We start from the raw sequence: 16,582 nt of genomic DNA, 5'->3' as shown, positions 1-16,582 counted from the left end.
CTGGCTTGCCGGCGATAGGGCCAGCACTGCCAAGACATCATTCAGCAGGAACACCCCATGCCCCACCACACTCCCTTGGCCAGCGCCATCGCTTTGGCCATCGCCGGCCTCGCCATGCCCGCATTCGCCGCCGAACCCGCCGACCGCCTCGACACCGTGGTCGTGGTCGGCACCCACCGCAGCGACGTCACCGCCCTGCAAAGCGCCGCGCCGGTCGATGTGCTGAGCGGTGAAAAACTCCAGGAAACCGGCGCCAGCGACCTGTCCGCGGCACTCACTGCGCTTTCGCCTTCGTTCAGCTTCCCGCAGTCGCCCCAGGGCGCCTTTGCCGGTTCGATTGCCCAGGGCGCCTCGCTGCGCGGCCTGGCCTCCGACCAGGTGCTGGTGCTGGTCAACGGCAAGCGCCGCCACACCAGCGCCAACGTCACCCGCCAGGGCCTGGTCAACGCCCGTGGCGCGGCGGCCGTGGACCTCAGCCTGATCCCGCTGTCGGCCATCGAACGGGTGGAAATCCTGCGCGATGGCGCAGCCGCCCAGTACGGCTCGGACGCCATTGCCGGGGTGATCAACATCGTGCTCAAGGAGCGCGACGAGGGTGGTAACGCCGGCTACCGCTTCGGCGGCTACAAGAAAGGCGACGGCCTGCAACGCAAGCTCAGCGGCTGGAAGGGCTTTGCCTTGCCCAACGACGGCTTCCTGACCCTGGCCTTCGACGCCGGCAGCCAGGACCCCGCCAGCGACACCCGCGACGACAACCGCCTGTTCTACCCCGGCTCCACCAGCATTGACACCGCGCGCGAGCAGAACAACCGTTACCGCAACTGGCGCTGGGGTTCGGGCAATGTCTCGGACCAGTACAACTTTACCGCCAATGCCGAAATGGGTTTGAGCGAGGGGCTGAGTGCCTACGGTTTTGCCACCTATGCGCACAAGAACACGGATGCCGAGAACTTCTTCGACCCGCCCACCACGTTGCGCAACAACTACGGCAGCGTAGCCCTGGCGCGCTACCCGGACGGCCGCCTACCGGTCACCCGCTACGGCCTGGAAGACTTTGCCGTCACCGGTGGCCTGCGCTTCGAGGACCAGGCCCTGGGCAAATTCGACCTGGCGCTGAACTACGGCAATAACCGCGTCGACTCCACCGACCGCGACGCCATCAACCCCAGCTGGGGCACCGCCAGCCCGTCGACCATCTACACCGGTCGCCGCGAAGCCGACCAGACCAACCTGTCCCTGGACTGGACCCGCGACTTCGCCAACGACTGGCTGTTCAAGCCGCTGACCGTTTCCGCCGGGCTGGCCTGGCGCCAGGAAAACTACGACCTCAGCGAAGGCGACGCCGCCGGCTGGTCGAACGGGCCGCTGTTCAACACCATCGACCCTCTCTCCGGCAGGCGCATACCCGGCTACTACTCGGGCATCACCCAGGTCGATGCCGTGTCGCTGGACCGCCGCGTGATCGGTGCCTACTTTGATGTCGAAGCCCAGCTGAGCGAAAAGTTGCAGGCCGGCGTGGCCGTGCGCAGCGAGCACTATTCGGACTTCGGCGACACCACCAATGGCAAGTTGTCGTTGCGCTACGACTTCACCCCGCAGATTGCCGCGCGCGCCAGCGCCAGTACCGGCTACCGTGCGCCTTCGCTGGTGCAGAGCGGGTTGTCGTCGTTTAGCGTACAGGTGGTGGAACAGCCCCCAGGCAGTGGCAACTGGGTCGAGGTGCAGCAGCGCACCCTGCGTGCCGACAGCCCGGAAGCGGCCCTGCTTGGCGGCAAGGCGCTGAAACCTGAAGAATCGACCAACTTCTCCGTGGGCCTGGTCTGGCGGCCATTGCCCAACGCCTCGGTCACACTCGACGCCTACCGTATCGACATCGACAACCGCATCACCCTGTCCGACCAATTGCCTGCATCGGTGGTGGGTCCGATCTTCGCCGGTACCCCTTACGCCAACATCCAGAGCGCGGCGTTCTACACCAACATTGCCGACACACGCACCGATGGCTTCGAATTGGCCGGCCATTACCAGCTGGATGCAGGCCGCTGGGGGCGCGTGGACTTCAACGGTGGCTACGCGCGCAACAACACCCGTATAACCGGGCTGGATGATGTGGGCGGCATCCCTGGCAGCCAGATCATCGGCCGCAACACCCAGGGGCTGATCGAAGACGGCACCCCCGAGGACAAGCTGACCCTCAGTGCCAACTGGCTGTATGACGGCTGGAGCGTCACCGTCGCCCAGCGCCGGTATGGGGAATGGAAGAACCGCAACGCCGCCAACCCGACGCTGGACCAGACCTTCAGCCCGCAATGGGTGACCGACCTGGACGTGTCGTACCGTTTCGACCTGGGCCTGACCTTGTCGGCGGGCGCGATCAACCTGTTCGACAGCCACCCGGACAAGCTGGAAGGTGCACAGCTGTATGGCGTGCCCAAGTACTCCATCACCAGCCCGGAAGGGGCGCAGGGGGCGTTCTACTACACCAGCGTGAGTTACGACTTCTAAGCTGAAACCGGGTTGCCTTCTTCGCGGGCTTGCCCGCTCCCACAGGTCCTGCACAGGTTCGCAGACGGGTGCCATCCTGTGGGAGCGGGCATGCCCGCGAAGAATCCAGCACCGATGCTGCTGACTGACTGCTGCTCTAGCAGCACCTCGCTGCTGCTCAAGCATCACCCTCACCCTCCAGCCCCGCAATCCGGGGCTTGCGCCCCCTGGCACAGCTCTTGCGATACAGCTCTACCCTCTGCTTTCCCAAGGCCAGCCATGCGCGTGCTTTCTCGTCTTTCCTGGTTCATCTCCCCCCTGGCCCTGCTTATCTGCTGGGCCGTGGTGGCCTATGCCGGGCTGTTCCCGGCCAACCTGCTTATCCCGCCGCTGGAGGTGTGGCACAGCCTCACCGACCTGCTGGCCACCGGCGAGTTGCAAGAGCACTTGGCCGGCAGCCTGTCGCGACTGGCCTTGGGCTTTACCGGCGGCGCACTGGCCGGCCTTGGTTTCGGCGCGGCGCTGGCCTTGTCGAAGACCGTGGAGGCCTACTGCGCCCCACTGTTCCACACCCTGCGCCAGGTGCCCAGCATCGCGTTGATCCCGATGTTCGTGCTGCTGTTTGGGGTGGATGAAACCTTCAAGGTGATCATCGTCGCCAAGACTGCGTTTTTCCCGGTGGCACTGGCCACCTGCGAAGGTATCCGCGCGATCCCTCGCAGCCATTTCGAAGTGGCGGCGGTTTACCGCCTGCGCTGGCCCACGCTGGTGGGGCGGATTGCCCTGCCCGCCGCGGTGCCGGCGATCGTCACCGGTATCCGCGTGGCCCTGACCCGCGCCTGGGTAGTGCTGGTGGCTTGCGAGCTGCTGGCGGCCGACAGCGGCCTGGGGCAGATGATCGAGATGGGCCGGCAAATGCTGCGCATCGATGTAGTGATGGTCGGCGTTGTATTGACCGGGCTTATCGGCTTCAGCCTGGACTTCACCCTGCGACGCGTGGAACGACGCCTGTCCGCCTGGCAAAGCCGCTGAGGAGGCTGTGATGAAACGACTTGATTTGCGTGGCCTGGTACTGCCGCTGTTGCTGCTCGGCGCCTGGGAGTATGCCTCGCGCCAAGGTGCAGCCGGGGCCTACGCCTTCGTCCCACTGGCGCAGGTGGGCACAGCATTGGCCGAACTGCTGGGCAGCGGCGAACTGCTGGTCAACCTGTGGGCGAGCCTGTTACGTACCTGCAGCGGCCTTGCCATCGGCATTGTCGGTGGTGTCGGGCTGGGTGCGTTGATGGCCCTGTCCTCCCCCGCCAACCGCCTGATCGCGCCGCTGTTCCATGCCTTGCGCCAGGTGCCGATGCTGGGCTGGATCCCGCTGATCGCCTTGTGGCTGGGTAACGGCGAAGGCGCCAAGCTGCTGATCGTCAGCCTGGCAGCGTTGTACCCGATGGTGCTCAACACCTTCGAGAGCCTGCGCCAGGTCGCCGGCCAGCACCGCGAAGCGGCACGGGTGCTGATGCTCGGCCGCTGGCAGCAGCTTTGGCTGATCCTGTTGCCCGCCGCACTGCCCGGCATTGCCGCCGGGGTACTGCAAGCCTTGGCCTTCGCCTGGGTAACCTCGGTGGGCAGCGAGCTGTTCCTGTCTGCCGGGGCCGGCCTTGGCAGCCTGATGATGAACGCCGAAGCTGCGGCGCGCATGGAGATCATCGTGGTCTGCGTGCTGTGCATCGGCCTGAGTGGCTACCTGATGTCCTGGCTGTGCACCCTGCTCACCCGCCGCCTGCTGCGCTGGCGCACCAACCATTGAAAGGCCCGACCATGAACGCCATCGCCCACGTTTTACCCACCACCGCCAGCACCGGCGCGCTGACCATTCGCGGCCTGAACAAGGCGTACCCGCTCAAGGGCAAGCATGTGCCAGTGCTCGAAGGCATCGATCTGGATATCCGCCCGGGCGAATTCGTCAGCATTCTCGGCGCCAGCGGCTGTGGCAAGTCTACCCTGCTGCGGCTGATCGTCGGCCTCGACCAGGAATACCAGGGCCAGATCCTGCTGGACCGGCAACCCGTGCGCGGGCCGGGCCTGGAGCGCGGTATCGTGTTCCAGGACCATCGTCTGTTCCCGTGGATGACCCTGCAGCAGAACATTGCCTTGGCCTTGAAAAACCATGCGTTACCCGCAGCCGAGAAAAACAGGTTGGTGGCCGAGCACATCGAACTGGTAGGCCTGAGTGGTTACGAGCAGGCCTACCCGCACCAGCTGTCCGGCGGCATGGCCCAGCGCGCGGCAATTGCCCGGGCGCTGGTGAACAAGCCCAAGGTGTTGTTGCTGGACGAACCGCTCGGCGCACTGGACGCCCTGACCCGGGTACGGTTGCAGCAGGAGTTGCAGCGCATCTGGGTGCAGGAGCGTTGCACGGTAATCATGGTGACCCATGACATCGAGGAAGCGCTGTACCTGGGCGACCGGGTGATCGTGATGGACGCGCACCCTGGGCGGATTCGCGAGGACTTGCGCATTGATCTGCCACACCCGCGACAGCGGGACAGCCAGGTGTTGCAGGGGTACAAGCAGCGGTTGCTGGGGGAGCTGGTGGGGCATTGAAAAAGCGGTGAACTGAACGATTGACGGGGGCTGCAACACTGAACATGAACAATCTGTTCGATGAAAAATACTATGCTGGCACGGCGGGCATCTACGGGCATTATGGTGTGCCACGCACTGCGATGCTGGATTTGCGCTACGACTTCTGAAAAACAAGGTAGACCATAGGAGCTTCACACATGGACGTACGCTGCACATCGATCGAAGATGTTCGCACACGCATTGATCACATTGACCAGCGCCTGGTTGCCCTGCTCGCTCAACGCGGGCATCTGGTGGCACAGGCGGCCGCCTTCAAGAAAACCAGCGACGACGTTCGCGCGCCCGCGCGAGTCGAGCAGGTGATTGCCAAAGTGCGGGGTATCGCCGTGGAGACGGGCGCCTCACCGGAGGTGGTGGAGCGGGTTTACAGGGCAATGATTGCGGCGTTTATCGATGAAGAGTTGCAGGTGCATGCGGGGTTGGCCGGCAAGTAAGCCAGGGGCTGCTGCGCAGCCCCTGTATTTCAAGGCAACGGCCTGTTCCTCAGGTGCTCAACCTGCCAGGATGAAGTCCGCTATAGTCACCGTGGTCGCATCCGCCACCCCCGCCAGGCGGATGGAGTCGGCAGCGCCGATGTGAACCAGCGTATCAGCGCCAACATCGGCGATGGTGACGCTGGCGGCGAAGGTCGCTGCGGTGATGTTCAGGGCGGTGATATCCAGCCGGTCCTGGCCACCCGCCGCAATGGCATCGAAGTTGATGATCCGGTCGTTGCCGAAACCGGCCGCGAACTGGAACACGTCATTGCCGTCAGTGGCCATCATCGTGTCGTTGCCCTCGCTGGTGCCGCCCAGCACGATGTGCTCGGCACCGGCATAGCGGATGTAGTTAGTGTCCGGGCCAGCCGTCAGCGGGCTGTCGCGGAACACCACCTGCTCGCCGTTTTCGCCCAGTGGGTCTGGATGCTACCCGTCAGGAGGTAATTTCCGGCACCTCCCGCGAGTACCGCGGCGTACAGAGCGGCGCCTTGCGCCAAGCGCTGGAAAAGGCCGTGGACTCCAACGAGCGTTCGCTGATTTCGACCCGCAAAGGCTTCAAGGAAGGCGGCACCAGCACCAAATCGGACGTGCTCAATGCCGAGGAACATAAGGGCCTCTTCGCAGCACAAGGCTGCTCCTGCAGAGTACCGAGGTGGGCGCGATCATCAGTGTCAGGACCACAAGTCTACGATAGATGCGACGCATTTCTTCGCGCTATGATCGGTCACCTTGCCGCGGACGTCCTGCCCATGCCCGTAGACCTTCAAGCCTTGTACCCCAGGTTGATCCACCTGATGCTGGACACCGTGTTCGTGGTAGACAGGGACAACCAGATCGCCTTCGTCAGCGATGCCTGCGAGGCCCTGCTGGGTTACAAGCCCTGCGAAATGATCGGCACGCCGATCACCGACTACATGCACCCCGACGACCTGGCGGCCACGCGCGCGTCGATTGTGCGGGTGATGAACGGTCAGCCCCATTACGATTTCCGTAACCGCTATGTGCGCAAGGATGGCGGTATCGTGCACATCCTGTGGGCAGCCAGCTGGTCCGAAGAGGCTCAAGCGCGCATCGGTGTGGCGCGGGATGTGACGGCCCTGCGCCAGGCTGAAGAGGAACTGCGCTTCCTTGCCCATCACGACCCGCTGACCCGGCTGGCCAACCGGGCCATGTTCAATGAACGGCTGGACAGTGCCCTTGCCACAGCGCGGCAGCACGATGGCACGCTGGGGTTGCTGTTTCTGGATATCAATGACTTCAAGGAAATCAACGATGTGCACGGGCATGCTGTGGGTGACCGGGTGCTGTGCACGCTTGCGCGGCGGCTGGAAGGCTGCGTACGCGCAACCGACACGGTGGCGCGCATGGGCGGTGACGAGTTCACCGTGCTGTTGAACGATTGCCCCTCGCCAGTGGCCATTGCCGAGCAGGTAGCCCGCATTTTGGCGGTCATGGCCGAGCCGCTCGGTATGGAGTTGTCCGGCATCGACACGCCGTCCTGCAGCATCGGCGTGGCGCGCTTCCCTGAGGATGGCAACGATGCCGACATGCTGCTGCGTCATGCCGATGGGGATATGTACCGGGTCAAGCGAAAACACACGGCGACCGGGTAACGATACAGCACACGTTCAACCACCGGGATACCACCATGCCTGACCCTGAAAACACTTTGCTCGACAGTTGGCAGCACAACGCCCACGCCTGGATCGACGCCGTGCGCAGCGGCGCCATCGAGAGCCGTCGCCAGGTCACTGACCAGGCCATCCTGCTCGCGATCCTAGGCCGCCAGCCCGGGCGAGTGCTGGACCTGGGCTGTGGTGAGGGCTGGTTGCTGCGTGCACTGGAGGACCGCGGTATCGAAGCCGTGGGCGTGGATGGTGACCGGACGCTGGTAGAGGCCGCGCGCGCGGCGGGCTCGGCCGAGGTGCACCTGGCCAGCTATGCGCAGTTGGCCGATGCGCAGGTTTATGTGGGCACAGGGTATGACCTGGTCTGTGCCAACTTTGCGCTGTTGCACCAGGACATCATCCCGTTGCTGGCGGCCATGAAAGATTTGCTGGTGCCGGGTGGCGCACTGGTGATCCAGACGTTGCACCCCTGGAGCGTTGCCGGCGGGGAGTATCAGGATGGCTGGCGGGAGGAATCGTTTGCCGGGTTTAACGGGGACTGGCAACCGATGCCGTGGTACTTCCGTACGTTGGCCAGCTGGCTGAATGCACTGGACATGGCCGGGTTGCGCCTGCTCAGTTTGCAGGAACCACAGCACCCGCAAAGTGCGGTGCCGCAGTCGCTGTTGATGGTGGCTGAGCGCCCCGGAGTCATACACCCTCTGTGTAGGAGCGGCCTTGCGCCGCTCCTACACCGACCGCGTCGGGGTCAGAGGACGGGCTTGCGCGCCCCGCCGCTGCGGGCCTTGGCCATGGCTGCCAGGCGCACCGCGACGTTGGCCGCGCCGTAACCGGTATAGCCGCCCTTGCGCTGGATGATTTCGAAGAAGAAGCGCTCTTCAAACGGTTCGGTGTACACGTGGAACAGCTCGCCGCCCTGGGCGTCGCGGTCGTACAGCACGTTGTAGTACGCCAGTTCGCTGAGGAACTCGTCGTCGAAATCGAAGCGCGCCGCCAGGTCGTCGTAATAGTTCAGCGGGATTTCCAGCAGCGGTACTCCAGCCAGCTTGGCACGCGCCACTTCACGGAAGATGTCATCACAATCGAAGGCAATGTGATGCACCCCCGAACCGCGGTAGCTGGAGAGTGCATGGGCAATGGCGGTGTTGCGGTTTTCCGAGATGTTCAGCGGCAGGCGCAAGGTGCCGCATTGGCTGCGCAGGGCGCGGCTCTTGACCAGGCCATACGGGTCGGGCAGCACCACTTCGTCGTCGGCAGCGAAATCGAACAGGCTCTTGTAGAACAGCACCCAGCTGTCCAGCGACTCGGCTGGCAGGGCCAGGGCCATGTGGTCGATGCGACGCAGGCCGCCAGTGGCGGTGGCGCTCTTGTCCAGGCTGAAATCGGTGTCGTACAGCGTGTGGCCAGCGGTGCCCTGCTCCACCAGGTACAGCAAGCTGCCGTCCGGTGCGCGTACCGCCGGTACTTCGCACTCGTTAGGGCCGACCAGGCCGCGGAACGGCTGGCCACGGAAGGCGGTGGCACGTTTCAGGGCGGCTTGCGGGTCCTTGACCCGCAGTGCGGTGGCGCACAGCGACGGGCCGTGGGCCTCGAAGAAGTTGTGGCCGAAGGAGTACGGTTCGGCGTTCAGGACAATGTTGATATCGCCCTGGCGCAGCAGTTGTACGTCCTTGCTGCGGTGTTTGCCAGCTTCGGCAAAGCCCAGGCGCTTCAGCCAGCTGCCCAGGCGCGCGCCGACGGCTTCGTCGACCGCAAATTCAAGGAACTCCACGCCGTCATAGGCGCTGGCCGCGGGCGGGGTGAACAGCACGCCAGGTTCGATCGGCGTGTTTTCCTGCTCGAGGCGCAAGCGGGTCTGTTCTTCGAGATACAGCAGCGAACGCAGGCCGTCGGCGGCATTCTGCCGGGTGGGCGCGGCGCGGAAGCCGTCGTTGAAGATTTCCAGCGACAGCGGGCCACGGTAGCCAGTGGCAAGAATCGGCGCCAGGAAACCCGCCATGTCCATTTCGCCCTGCCCCGGGAAGCAGCGGAAGTGGCGGCTCCACTCCAGCACATCCATGGCCAGGATCGGCGCGTCAGCCATCTGCACGAAGAAGATCTTGTCGCCGGGGATGTCGCGGATCGCGCTGGGGTCGCCCTTCAGCGACAAGGTGTGGAAGCTGTCGAGAATCACCCCTAGGGCCGGGTGGTCGGCTTGGCGCACCAGGTTCCAGACTTGCTGGTAGGTGTTGACGTGACGGCCCCAGGCCAGGGCTTCATAGCCAATGCGCAGGCCACGTTTGCCGGCATGCTCGCCCAACAGGCGCAGGTCGTCGACCAGCAGCTGTTCATCGCCCAGGGCATCGGCCTGAACGTTGCTGCATACCAGCACCAGGTCGGTGCCCAGCTCTTGCATCAGGTCGAACTTGCGCTCGGCGCGGTCGAGGTTTTTCTGCAGGCGGTCGCGGCGGCAGCCTTCGAAGTCGCGGAACGGCTGAAACAGGGTAATGGCTATCCCTAAGTCGGCGCACATCTGGCGCACCTGGCGCGGGCTGCCGGCGTAATACAGCAGATCGTTTTCAAAGATCTCGACGCCGTCAAAACCGGCGGCGGCGATGGCTTCGAGCTTTTCCGGCAGGGTGCCGCTCAAGGACACGGTAGCGATCGAACGCTGCATGACGGGAGTTCCTTGTTGTTAGAAAATGACGGTGCCAGTCAGGTAAAAAACCACTGTCACAGTTTATGGCACGATCGATTATTCGCAGGTAAAGTCGTCGCTTCAATCTCTTTGTACGGAATGGTTAGTTTTGCGTTCGATTATCGCACAAAACCCGTTTTAACGAATTGCTAGACCGCTGGCCCGTGGTCAACATGAACCACAGACGCAGGCACACCGACCACTGCCTCCTGCCTTGGCGAACCAACGGCGGAACCTGCGCAAACAACAATAACAACGGAGACAACGATGGCTCACTCCAGCTCGCAAGCCAAAAAAGCGACCGCCAGTGGATGGATAGGCTCGGCACTCGAGTACTACGACTTCTTCATCTACGCCCAGGCCGCTGCACTGATTTTCCCGCAGATCTTCTTCCCCAATACCGACCCGAAAATGGCCATCATCGCCTCGTTGGCCACCTACGGCGTGGGCTACCTGGCGCGTCCGGTCGGTGCTTTCGTGCTGGGCCACTGGGGTGACACCCGCGGTCGCAAGAACGTACTGCTGCTGTGCATGTTCCTGATGGGCCTGTCGACCATGGCGGTAGGCCTGCTGCCCACCTACCACGACATCGGCTACCTCGCGCCGGCCTTGCTGGTGGTACTGCGCCTGATCCAGGGCTTTGCCGTGGCGGGGGAAATCTCCGGGGCCAGCTCCATGATCATGGAGCACGCGCCGTTCGGTCGAAGAGGCTACTACGCCAGTTTCACCCTGCAAGGCGTGCAGGCCGGCCAGGTACTGGCGGCGGCAGTGTTCCTGCCACTGGCCTACTTCATGCCTAGCGAAGCCTTCACCGAATGGGGCTGGCGCATTCCGTTCCTGATGAGCGCCATCGTGCTGATCGCAGGCTTCATCATCCGCAAGGAAGTGCATGAAACCCCGGCATTCGTGAAGGAAGAGAAGCAGGACAAGGTTGCCAAGTCGCCCATCAGCGAAGCCTTCCGTCACAGCTGGAAGCACATGGTGCTGGTGATGTTCATGGCCCTGATGAACGTGATCCCGGTGGTAGCCACCATCTTCGGTGCGGCCTACGCGGTGCAGCCGGCCTATGGCATCGGCTTCGACAAGAGCGTGTACCTGTGGATTCCGGTGGTCGGCAACATCGTCGCAGTGCTGGTGATCCCGTTTGTCGGCAACCTGTCGGACAAGATTGGCCGTCGACCGACCATGATCGCCGGTTGCCTGGGCTCTGGCCTGCTGGCCTTCGTCTACCTGTATGCAATCAGCATCCAGAACGTGCCAATGGCGTTCGCCGCCTCAATCGTGATGTGGGGCATGGTCTACCAGGGTTACAACGCGGTGTTCCCAAGCTTCTACCCAGAGCTGTTCCACACCCGCTACCGCGTTTCGGCCATGGCCATCGCACAGAACATCGGCACCATGCTGACCGCCATGCTGCCGGCGCTGTTCGCCCTGATTGCACCACCTGGCTCGGACAACATCCCGCTGGTAGTCGGTAGCCTGGCGTTCTTCATCACCTGCGTGTGCGCCCTGGCCGCTTACATCGCCCCGGAAACCCATCGCCTGACGATGGAAGACCTGGGTAACCCGAACGCCAAGCCGATGGAAAAGGCAGCGTATGAAGCTAGCCGTAAAGGTAGCTTTCAGGCAGTGAGCCACTGATAGATTGCAGGGGGCTGCTTTGCAGCCCTTTCGCGGCACAAGGCCGCTCCTACAGGTGGATCGCATGAGCCCAGGCTTGCGCGTTGCCCTGTAGGAGCGGCCTTGTGCCGCGAACGGGCCGCAACGCGGCCCCGGCAGTCTCAGCCTGCAACCACTTCCTGCAACCTCTCCCAAAGCTTCTCGACATGCTCCCGCTCAGTCGGCAGCGCACCCACCGACACCCGCACCATCCATCGCCCGTCCAGCGTCGCTGGCGTCACATACGCATCCCCGGACGCATTCAGCCGCTCGGCCCACCCCTTGGTATGCGCATCCAGCGCCTCCCCTTCCAGCCCCGCCGGACGATGGCGAATGCACAAGGTCTGCAATTGCACCGGTGCAAGCACTTCCCACTGCGCAGCCGCCCCTACCTGCTCCGCCAGCCACCGGGCATTGTCCAGGTCACGCCGCAGCCGCGCCTGCAACGCTTCTACACCCTCGCTGCGCAACATGAACCACAGCTTCAACGCGCGGAACCGACGGCCCAGCGGTATGCCCCAGTCACGCAGGTTCTTTACCTCGCTATCCACCGCCGATTGCAGGTAGCTGGGGTTGGTGCTCATTACCCGGATCAGGTGCTGCGGATCCCGCACGTAGTAGATCGAGCAGTCGAAGGCCACACCCAGCCACTTGTGCGCATTGACCACTACCGAATCGGCCAGCTCGATGCCGTCCCACATCCAGCGGCACTCGGGCAGGATCATCGCCGAACCGGCCATGGCTGAGTCCACATGCAGCCACAGGCCATGGGCCTGGGCGATCTCGCCGATCGGGCGCAGCGGGTCCAGTGCAGTGGTGGTCGTGGTGCCGGTGGTGGCCACCACGGCGCATGGCTGGTTGCCCGCTGCCAGGTCCTGCTCGATGGCTGCCTGCAGCGCCTCCGGACGCAGCGCGTAGCGCTCGTCGGTCGGGATCAGGCGGATGTTGTCGCGGCCAAAGCCGGCAAGCAGCGCGGCCTTGTCCACCGAGCTGTGGGCGTGGGCGCTGACATAGACGATCAGGGGTTTGGCATGGGCTTGCAAGCCACCGCGCACCAGTGCGTAGTCGCTGGCACGCTCACGGGCGCTGATCAGCGCCACCAGGGTGCTGGTGGACGCCGTGTCCTGGATCACCCCGCTCCATTGGCCCGACAGACCGAGCAACTGGCGCAGCCAGTCGAGGGTGGTTTCTTCCAGCTCGCTCAGGGCCGGGCTGGACTGCCACGACAGGCCCAACACGCCCAGGCCGGTGCTGAGGAAGTCGCCAAGTACCGAGGACAGCGTACCGTTGGAGGGGAAGTAGCCGTAGAAGTCCGGGTGCTGCCAATGGGACAGGCCGGGCATGACCAGCTGGTTGACGTCGTCGAGGATGGCTTCGAAAGGCTCACCTTGCTGGGGAGCGGTGTCGGGCAAGGCAGCCTTGAGGTAGCCAGGCTCGACCTGGGCCATGACCGGGCGCTCGCCGACGGTCTGGCGGTAGTCGGCAATCAGGTCGATCAGTTGGTGGCCGTACTGGCGGAATTGTTCGGGGGTCACGTGGGCTCTCCTGTGGGTAATCCACTGCCTGTTCCGGCCCTATCGCCGGCAAGCCAGCTCCCACAGGTAGTCCATAGGCTTCAGACCCTGTGGCTTACCTGTGGGAGCTGGCTTGCCGGCGATAGGGCCGGAACAGGCAACACAATGCCCCAGTCTAGGCACCTATCCCCCGGCGAATAACCCCGCCTTGCGCATACCTGCTATGGCGAACCCGCATGCCCCCCCTGCACGCCGAACTGCGACTGACGCCACAGCTCGAACACCCGGTTGCGCAGCCAGCGGTGCTCCGCTGAAGCCTGCAGCCGCTGGTGCCACACCACCCAGTAGCGCTGGCTGTGGTCGATAAAGCCCAACGGCCGCCAGGCCAGGTCATGCAAGCGGCACAATTGCCGGGCGATGTGCTCGGGTACGGTGGCCACGGCCTGGCTGTTGGCAATGACCTTGACGGTGGCGGAAAAAAACGGCACTTCCAGGCTGACCCGCCGCTGCAGGCCCTGAGCGCGCAGGTGGCGGTCGATGAAACTGTCCTTGTCGCCACCACCGGAAATGCGCACGTGCTTGTGCGCCAGGTAATCGGCCTGGCTGAGCGCGGAGTGGGCGGCCAGCGGGTGGTCGTGGCGCATCAGGCACACCGCACGGTCCTCACCCAGCAAGCGCCCGTGCAGGTTGGGGGGCGACTCGTCGAACAAGGTGGTTGCCAGGTCGATTTCGCCGCTGGCCAGCAACGCATACTGGCCGGCCTGCCAGGTACGGTACTCCAGCGAGACGCCCGGGGCTTCATGTTCCAGCGCGGCCACCAGCAGCGGCAGCATGTGCTCGGCCACGTAGTCCGAAGCGGCCAGGCAGAAACGGCGCTCACAGCGGGCTGGGTCGAATACGGCGGGCTGGCGCAGGGCGTGCAGTTCTTCGAGAACCTGGCGTAGCGGTTCGACCAGCGCTTCAGCGTATTCGCTGAGTACGTAGCCGCGGCCTTGGCGAACCAGCAACGGGTCGTCGAAAGCTTCGCGCAGGTGGGCCAGCTGGCGGCTGAGGGCCGACTGGCTGACGCCCAGGCGCTCGGCGGCGTGGCTGAGGTTTTTCAGCTGCAGCAGGTGGTCGAGGGTGCGCAGGTGGGCGAGGCTGAGGGAGGCGAAGGTGGGGTTCATCAAGGGTTCGGCTCCAGACCGCAGGCGAGGGCTTTGCCCTCGTTTCGCGGCACAAGGCCGCTCCTACAGAGGAGTGCATAACCCCTGTGGGAGCGGCCTTGCGTCGCGAATGGGCCGCAACGCGGCCCCGGCTTTTTTAGGCGGTCAGACCGACGTAGACGTTCTGCACGTCATCGTTCTCGTCGATCGCTTCGAGGAACGCGTCAACCTCAGCCAGTGCTTCAGCACTCAGGCTGGCTGCGCTCACCGGGTTCTTCGGGGTGTAGCCGATCCTCGCCGAGGTCACGGTAAAGCCATGCTCCGGCAACGCCTTTTGCACGGCATCCAGGTCAGTGGTGTCGGTGATGAACAGGGTCGAACCCTCTTCTTCACCTTCTTCAAAGTCCTGGGCGCCGGCTTCGATGGCGGCCATTTCCGGGTCGGCTTCACCTTCCGGGGTAGCCTCGATCAGGCCGACGTGGTTGAAGTCCCAGGCCACCGAGCCGCTGGCGCCCAGCTGGCCCTTGCGGAACAGCACGCGGATTTGCGCGACGGTGCGGTTGACGTTGTCGGTCAGGCACTCGACGATCAACGGTACCTGATGCGGCGCGAAACCTTCGTAGCTGACTGCCGAGTACTGCACGGTATCACCGTCCAGACCAGCGCCCTTGCGAATCGCCCGTTCCAGCGTTTCACGGGTCATCGAAGCCTTCTTGGCCTGCACGATCGCCAGGCGCAGGCGCGGGTTCATGTCGGGATCGGCGCCCGATTTGGCAGCGATCTGGATTTCCTTGGACAGCTTGCCCATGACCTTGCCTTTGGCATTGGCCGCTGTTTCTCTATGTTTGGCTTTCCACTGTGCGCCCATGTCGACTCTCTTGTTTCAGCGGCCGGTTCAGGAAGCGACCGGCCAAAAGTGGGTGCATTTTATACGCCCTCAGGCATGGGATCGACAAGAAATCTCATCAGCCTTTATCGGCTTTGCCCGCCGCCGCCGCAAACCGTGCCAGGCGCACGTCCAGCCGACGCGGTCGCAAACCGTGGTCCTCTGCACGCTCCTTGCGGCGGATGGCATTGCGCACCATCAGCGAGCCCAGGTAGCGGATCGGTTCGGGCGGGAAAAGCCCCAGCGGCCCCTTGACCAGCGGCGAACGGGTCCACGGGTTATCCAGCCCCAGCGCCAGCGACGAAAGAATCTGCCCACCCATATGACACGGGCCAACGCCGCTGCCGGAGTACCCAAAGCCATAGAACACGTTGCCCTGCCCGTCCAGGCGACCAAAGAACGGCAAGCCGGTCACCGAGCGGTCCGACGGCCCGTTCCAGCTGGCCGCCAGGGGCACCTCGGCCAAGGCCGGGAAAAACTCGCCAACGGTTTCGCCCAGCAATGGCCGGTACGGCGACGGCTGGTCGAATACCGGCAGCATGCGCCCGCCATAGGCAAAGGTGTTGCCGCCCTTGCCGAGCATCAGCCGGCCATCAGAGGTGTTGTGGTAGTAATGCACGAAAATACGCGAGTCGAGCACGCTGATGCCGCTGTCCAGACCGATCTGGCTTAGCAGTTCGGGGCACGGTTCGGTAATGACCATGTCGCTGGAAACGATCGCCACGCTGCGCTCGAACTGCGGAAAAGCCCGCGCCATCCAGGCATTGAGGCCCAGCACCACGCGATCGGCACGTACGGTTCCATGAGCGGTGCGCACCTGCACCGGGGCGCCGTGCTCCAGGCCGGTCATGGCGGTACCTTCATGAATGCGCACACCGCGCTGCAAGGCCACCCGGCGCAGGCCGCGCACCAGCTTGCCCGGCTGCACCGTGGCCGCCGCCGGCGAGAACCAGCCCTCCAGATGCCGCGCCGAACCCGCCAGACGCTGCACCTGTTCCAAGGGCAGGCGGCGGAACGAATTGATACCCTTCTGCTCCAGCGCAGCGATCACCCCGTCCGTGGCGCCGATCTGTGCCGCGTTGGTGGCGGTGTACAGCGTGCCGTCCAGGCGGTAGTCACAGTCAATGCCGTTGGCCGCGCAAAACGCCCCGATGTCACCGATGCTGCGCTCCGACTCGCGCACCAGGCGCACCGCCTCGGCCATGCCGAACAGGCGCTCCAGGGTGAAGTACTTGGCCGACCAGGACAACGCGCAGCCACCATTGCGGCCACTGGCACCGGCGCCGCAGATGTCGGCTTCGATCAGCAACACATCCAGTGCCGGCACCGCCTCCTTGAGCATCAATGCGGTCCACAGACCGGTGTAGCCGCCGCCGACAATGCACACATCGCAGCGGGCATCGCCTTGCAGCGGCGGGCACACCGCCTCCTGCGTGGAATCCAGGGCCTGTTGCAGCCAGAAGGGTCTCATTT

General features: G+C 64.1%; 12 protein-coding genes and 2 pseudogenes. 8 read left to right on the top strand and 6 right to left on the bottom strand.

What is annotated here, in order from left to right:
* The first annotated feature begins 57 nt into the window (after positions 1–57).
* From WF331_RS07080 to WF331_RS07060, 5 genes are all read left to right on the top strand, one after another.
* Positions 58–2,505, top strand: coding sequence for a TonB-dependent receptor plug domain-containing protein (locus WF331_RS07080; protein WP_016500390.1), 2,448 nt, complete (start codon positions 58–60; stop codon positions 2,503–2,505).
* Between the two features lie 258 nt (positions 2,506–2,763).
* Positions 2,764–3,516, top strand: a complete 753-nt coding sequence (locus WF331_RS07075) for an ABC transporter permease (protein ID WP_340622762.1) — start codon at positions 2,764–2,766, stop codon at positions 3,514–3,516.
* Positions 3,517–3,526: 10 nt separating this feature from the next.
* Positions 3,527–4,282 carry an ABC transporter permease gene (locus WF331_RS07070; RefSeq protein WP_049275491.1) on the top strand — a complete coding sequence of 252 codons (756 nt, stop codon included), beginning with the start codon at positions 3,527–3,529 and terminating at the stop codon, positions 4,280–4,282.
* 11 nt (positions 4,283–4,293) lie between these two features.
* Complete coding sequence (locus WF331_RS07065) at positions 4,294–5,079, top strand: ABC transporter ATP-binding protein (RefSeq protein WP_340622761.1); 786 nt, start codon at positions 4,294–4,296, stop codon at positions 5,077–5,079.
* 179 nt (positions 5,080–5,258) lie between these two features.
* The gene (locus WF331_RS07060; protein ID WP_016500394.1) at positions 5,259–5,555 is read left to right on the top strand and encodes a chorismate mutase; all 297 of its coding nucleotides are present in this window, start codon (positions 5,259–5,261) and stop codon (positions 5,553–5,555) included.
* Between the two features lie 57 nt (positions 5,556–5,612).
* Here WF331_RS07060 and WF331_RS29270 read toward each other — a convergent pair.
* Positions 5,613–6,202, bottom strand: a pseudogene (locus WF331_RS29270) (hypothetical protein); the annotation flags it as partial.
* A 147-nt stretch (positions 6,203–6,349) separates the two neighbouring features.
* Between WF331_RS29270 and WF331_RS07050 the strand changes: the two are divergent.
* Entirely contained in the window at positions 6,350–7,213 is an 864-nt protein-coding gene (locus tag WF331_RS07050; protein WP_041168084.1) for a sensor domain-containing diguanylate cyclase, read from the top strand.
* A 35-nt stretch (positions 7,214–7,248) separates the two neighbouring features.
* Positions 7,249–7,911 (top strand): annotated as a pseudogene (locus WF331_RS07045) (class I SAM-dependent methyltransferase); the annotation flags it as partial.
* Positions 7,912–7,976: 65 nt separating this feature from the next.
* Here the strand turns inward: WF331_RS07045 and quiC are convergent.
* A complete protein-coding gene (gene quiC, locus WF331_RS07040; RefSeq protein WP_340622760.1) occupies positions 7,977–9,884 on the bottom strand; it encodes a 3-dehydroshikimate dehydratase QuiC in 1,908 nt (635 codons plus the stop codon).
* A 288-nt stretch (positions 9,885–10,172) separates the two neighbouring features.
* Between quiC and WF331_RS07035 the strand changes: the two genes are divergently transcribed.
* Positions 10,173–11,546 (top strand): MFS transporter, encoded by a 1,374-nt coding sequence (locus WF331_RS07035; RefSeq protein ID WP_016500399.1) that lies wholly within the window; start codon positions 10,173–10,175, stop codon positions 11,544–11,546.
* A 140-nt stretch (positions 11,547–11,686) separates the two neighbouring features.
* On the opposite strand, the gene WF331_RS07030 is transcribed toward WF331_RS07035, so the two are convergent.
* From WF331_RS07030 to WF331_RS07015, 4 genes are all read right to left on the bottom strand, one after another.
* Entirely contained in the window at positions 11,687–13,099 is a 1,413-nt protein-coding gene (locus WF331_RS07030) for a DOPA decarboxylase (RefSeq protein ID WP_340622759.1), read from the bottom strand.
* Between the two features lie 200 nt (positions 13,100–13,299).
* Positions 13,300–14,244 (bottom strand): LysR family transcriptional regulator, encoded by a 945-nt coding sequence (locus WF331_RS07025; protein ID WP_049275499.1) that lies wholly within the window; start codon positions 14,242–14,244, stop codon positions 13,300–13,302.
* A 136-nt stretch (positions 14,245–14,380) separates the two neighbouring features.
* Positions 14,381–15,091 carry a YebC/PmpR family DNA-binding transcriptional regulator gene (locus WF331_RS07020; protein ID WP_340622758.1) on the bottom strand — a complete coding sequence of 237 codons (711 nt, stop codon included), beginning with the start codon at positions 15,089–15,091 and terminating at the stop codon, positions 14,381–14,383.
* A gap of 97 nt (positions 15,092–15,188) precedes the next feature.
* On the bottom strand, positions 15,189–16,580 hold the full coding sequence (locus tag WF331_RS07015; RefSeq protein ID WP_016500403.1) for an FAD-dependent oxidoreductase: 1,392 nt from the start codon (positions 16,578–16,580) through the stop codon (positions 15,189–15,191).
* Positions 16,581–16,582 lie beyond the last annotated feature (2 nt).

Origin of the sequence: Pseudomonas sp. YNh, assembly GCF_037993085.1 — a bacterium.
GTDB classification, from domain to species: Bacteria; Pseudomonadota; Gammaproteobacteria; order Pseudomonadales; family Pseudomonadaceae; genus Aquipseudomonas; species Aquipseudomonas putida.
The sequence above is the reverse complement of the archived record's forward strand: the minus strand, read 5'-3'. Positions and strand labels throughout refer to the sequence as shown.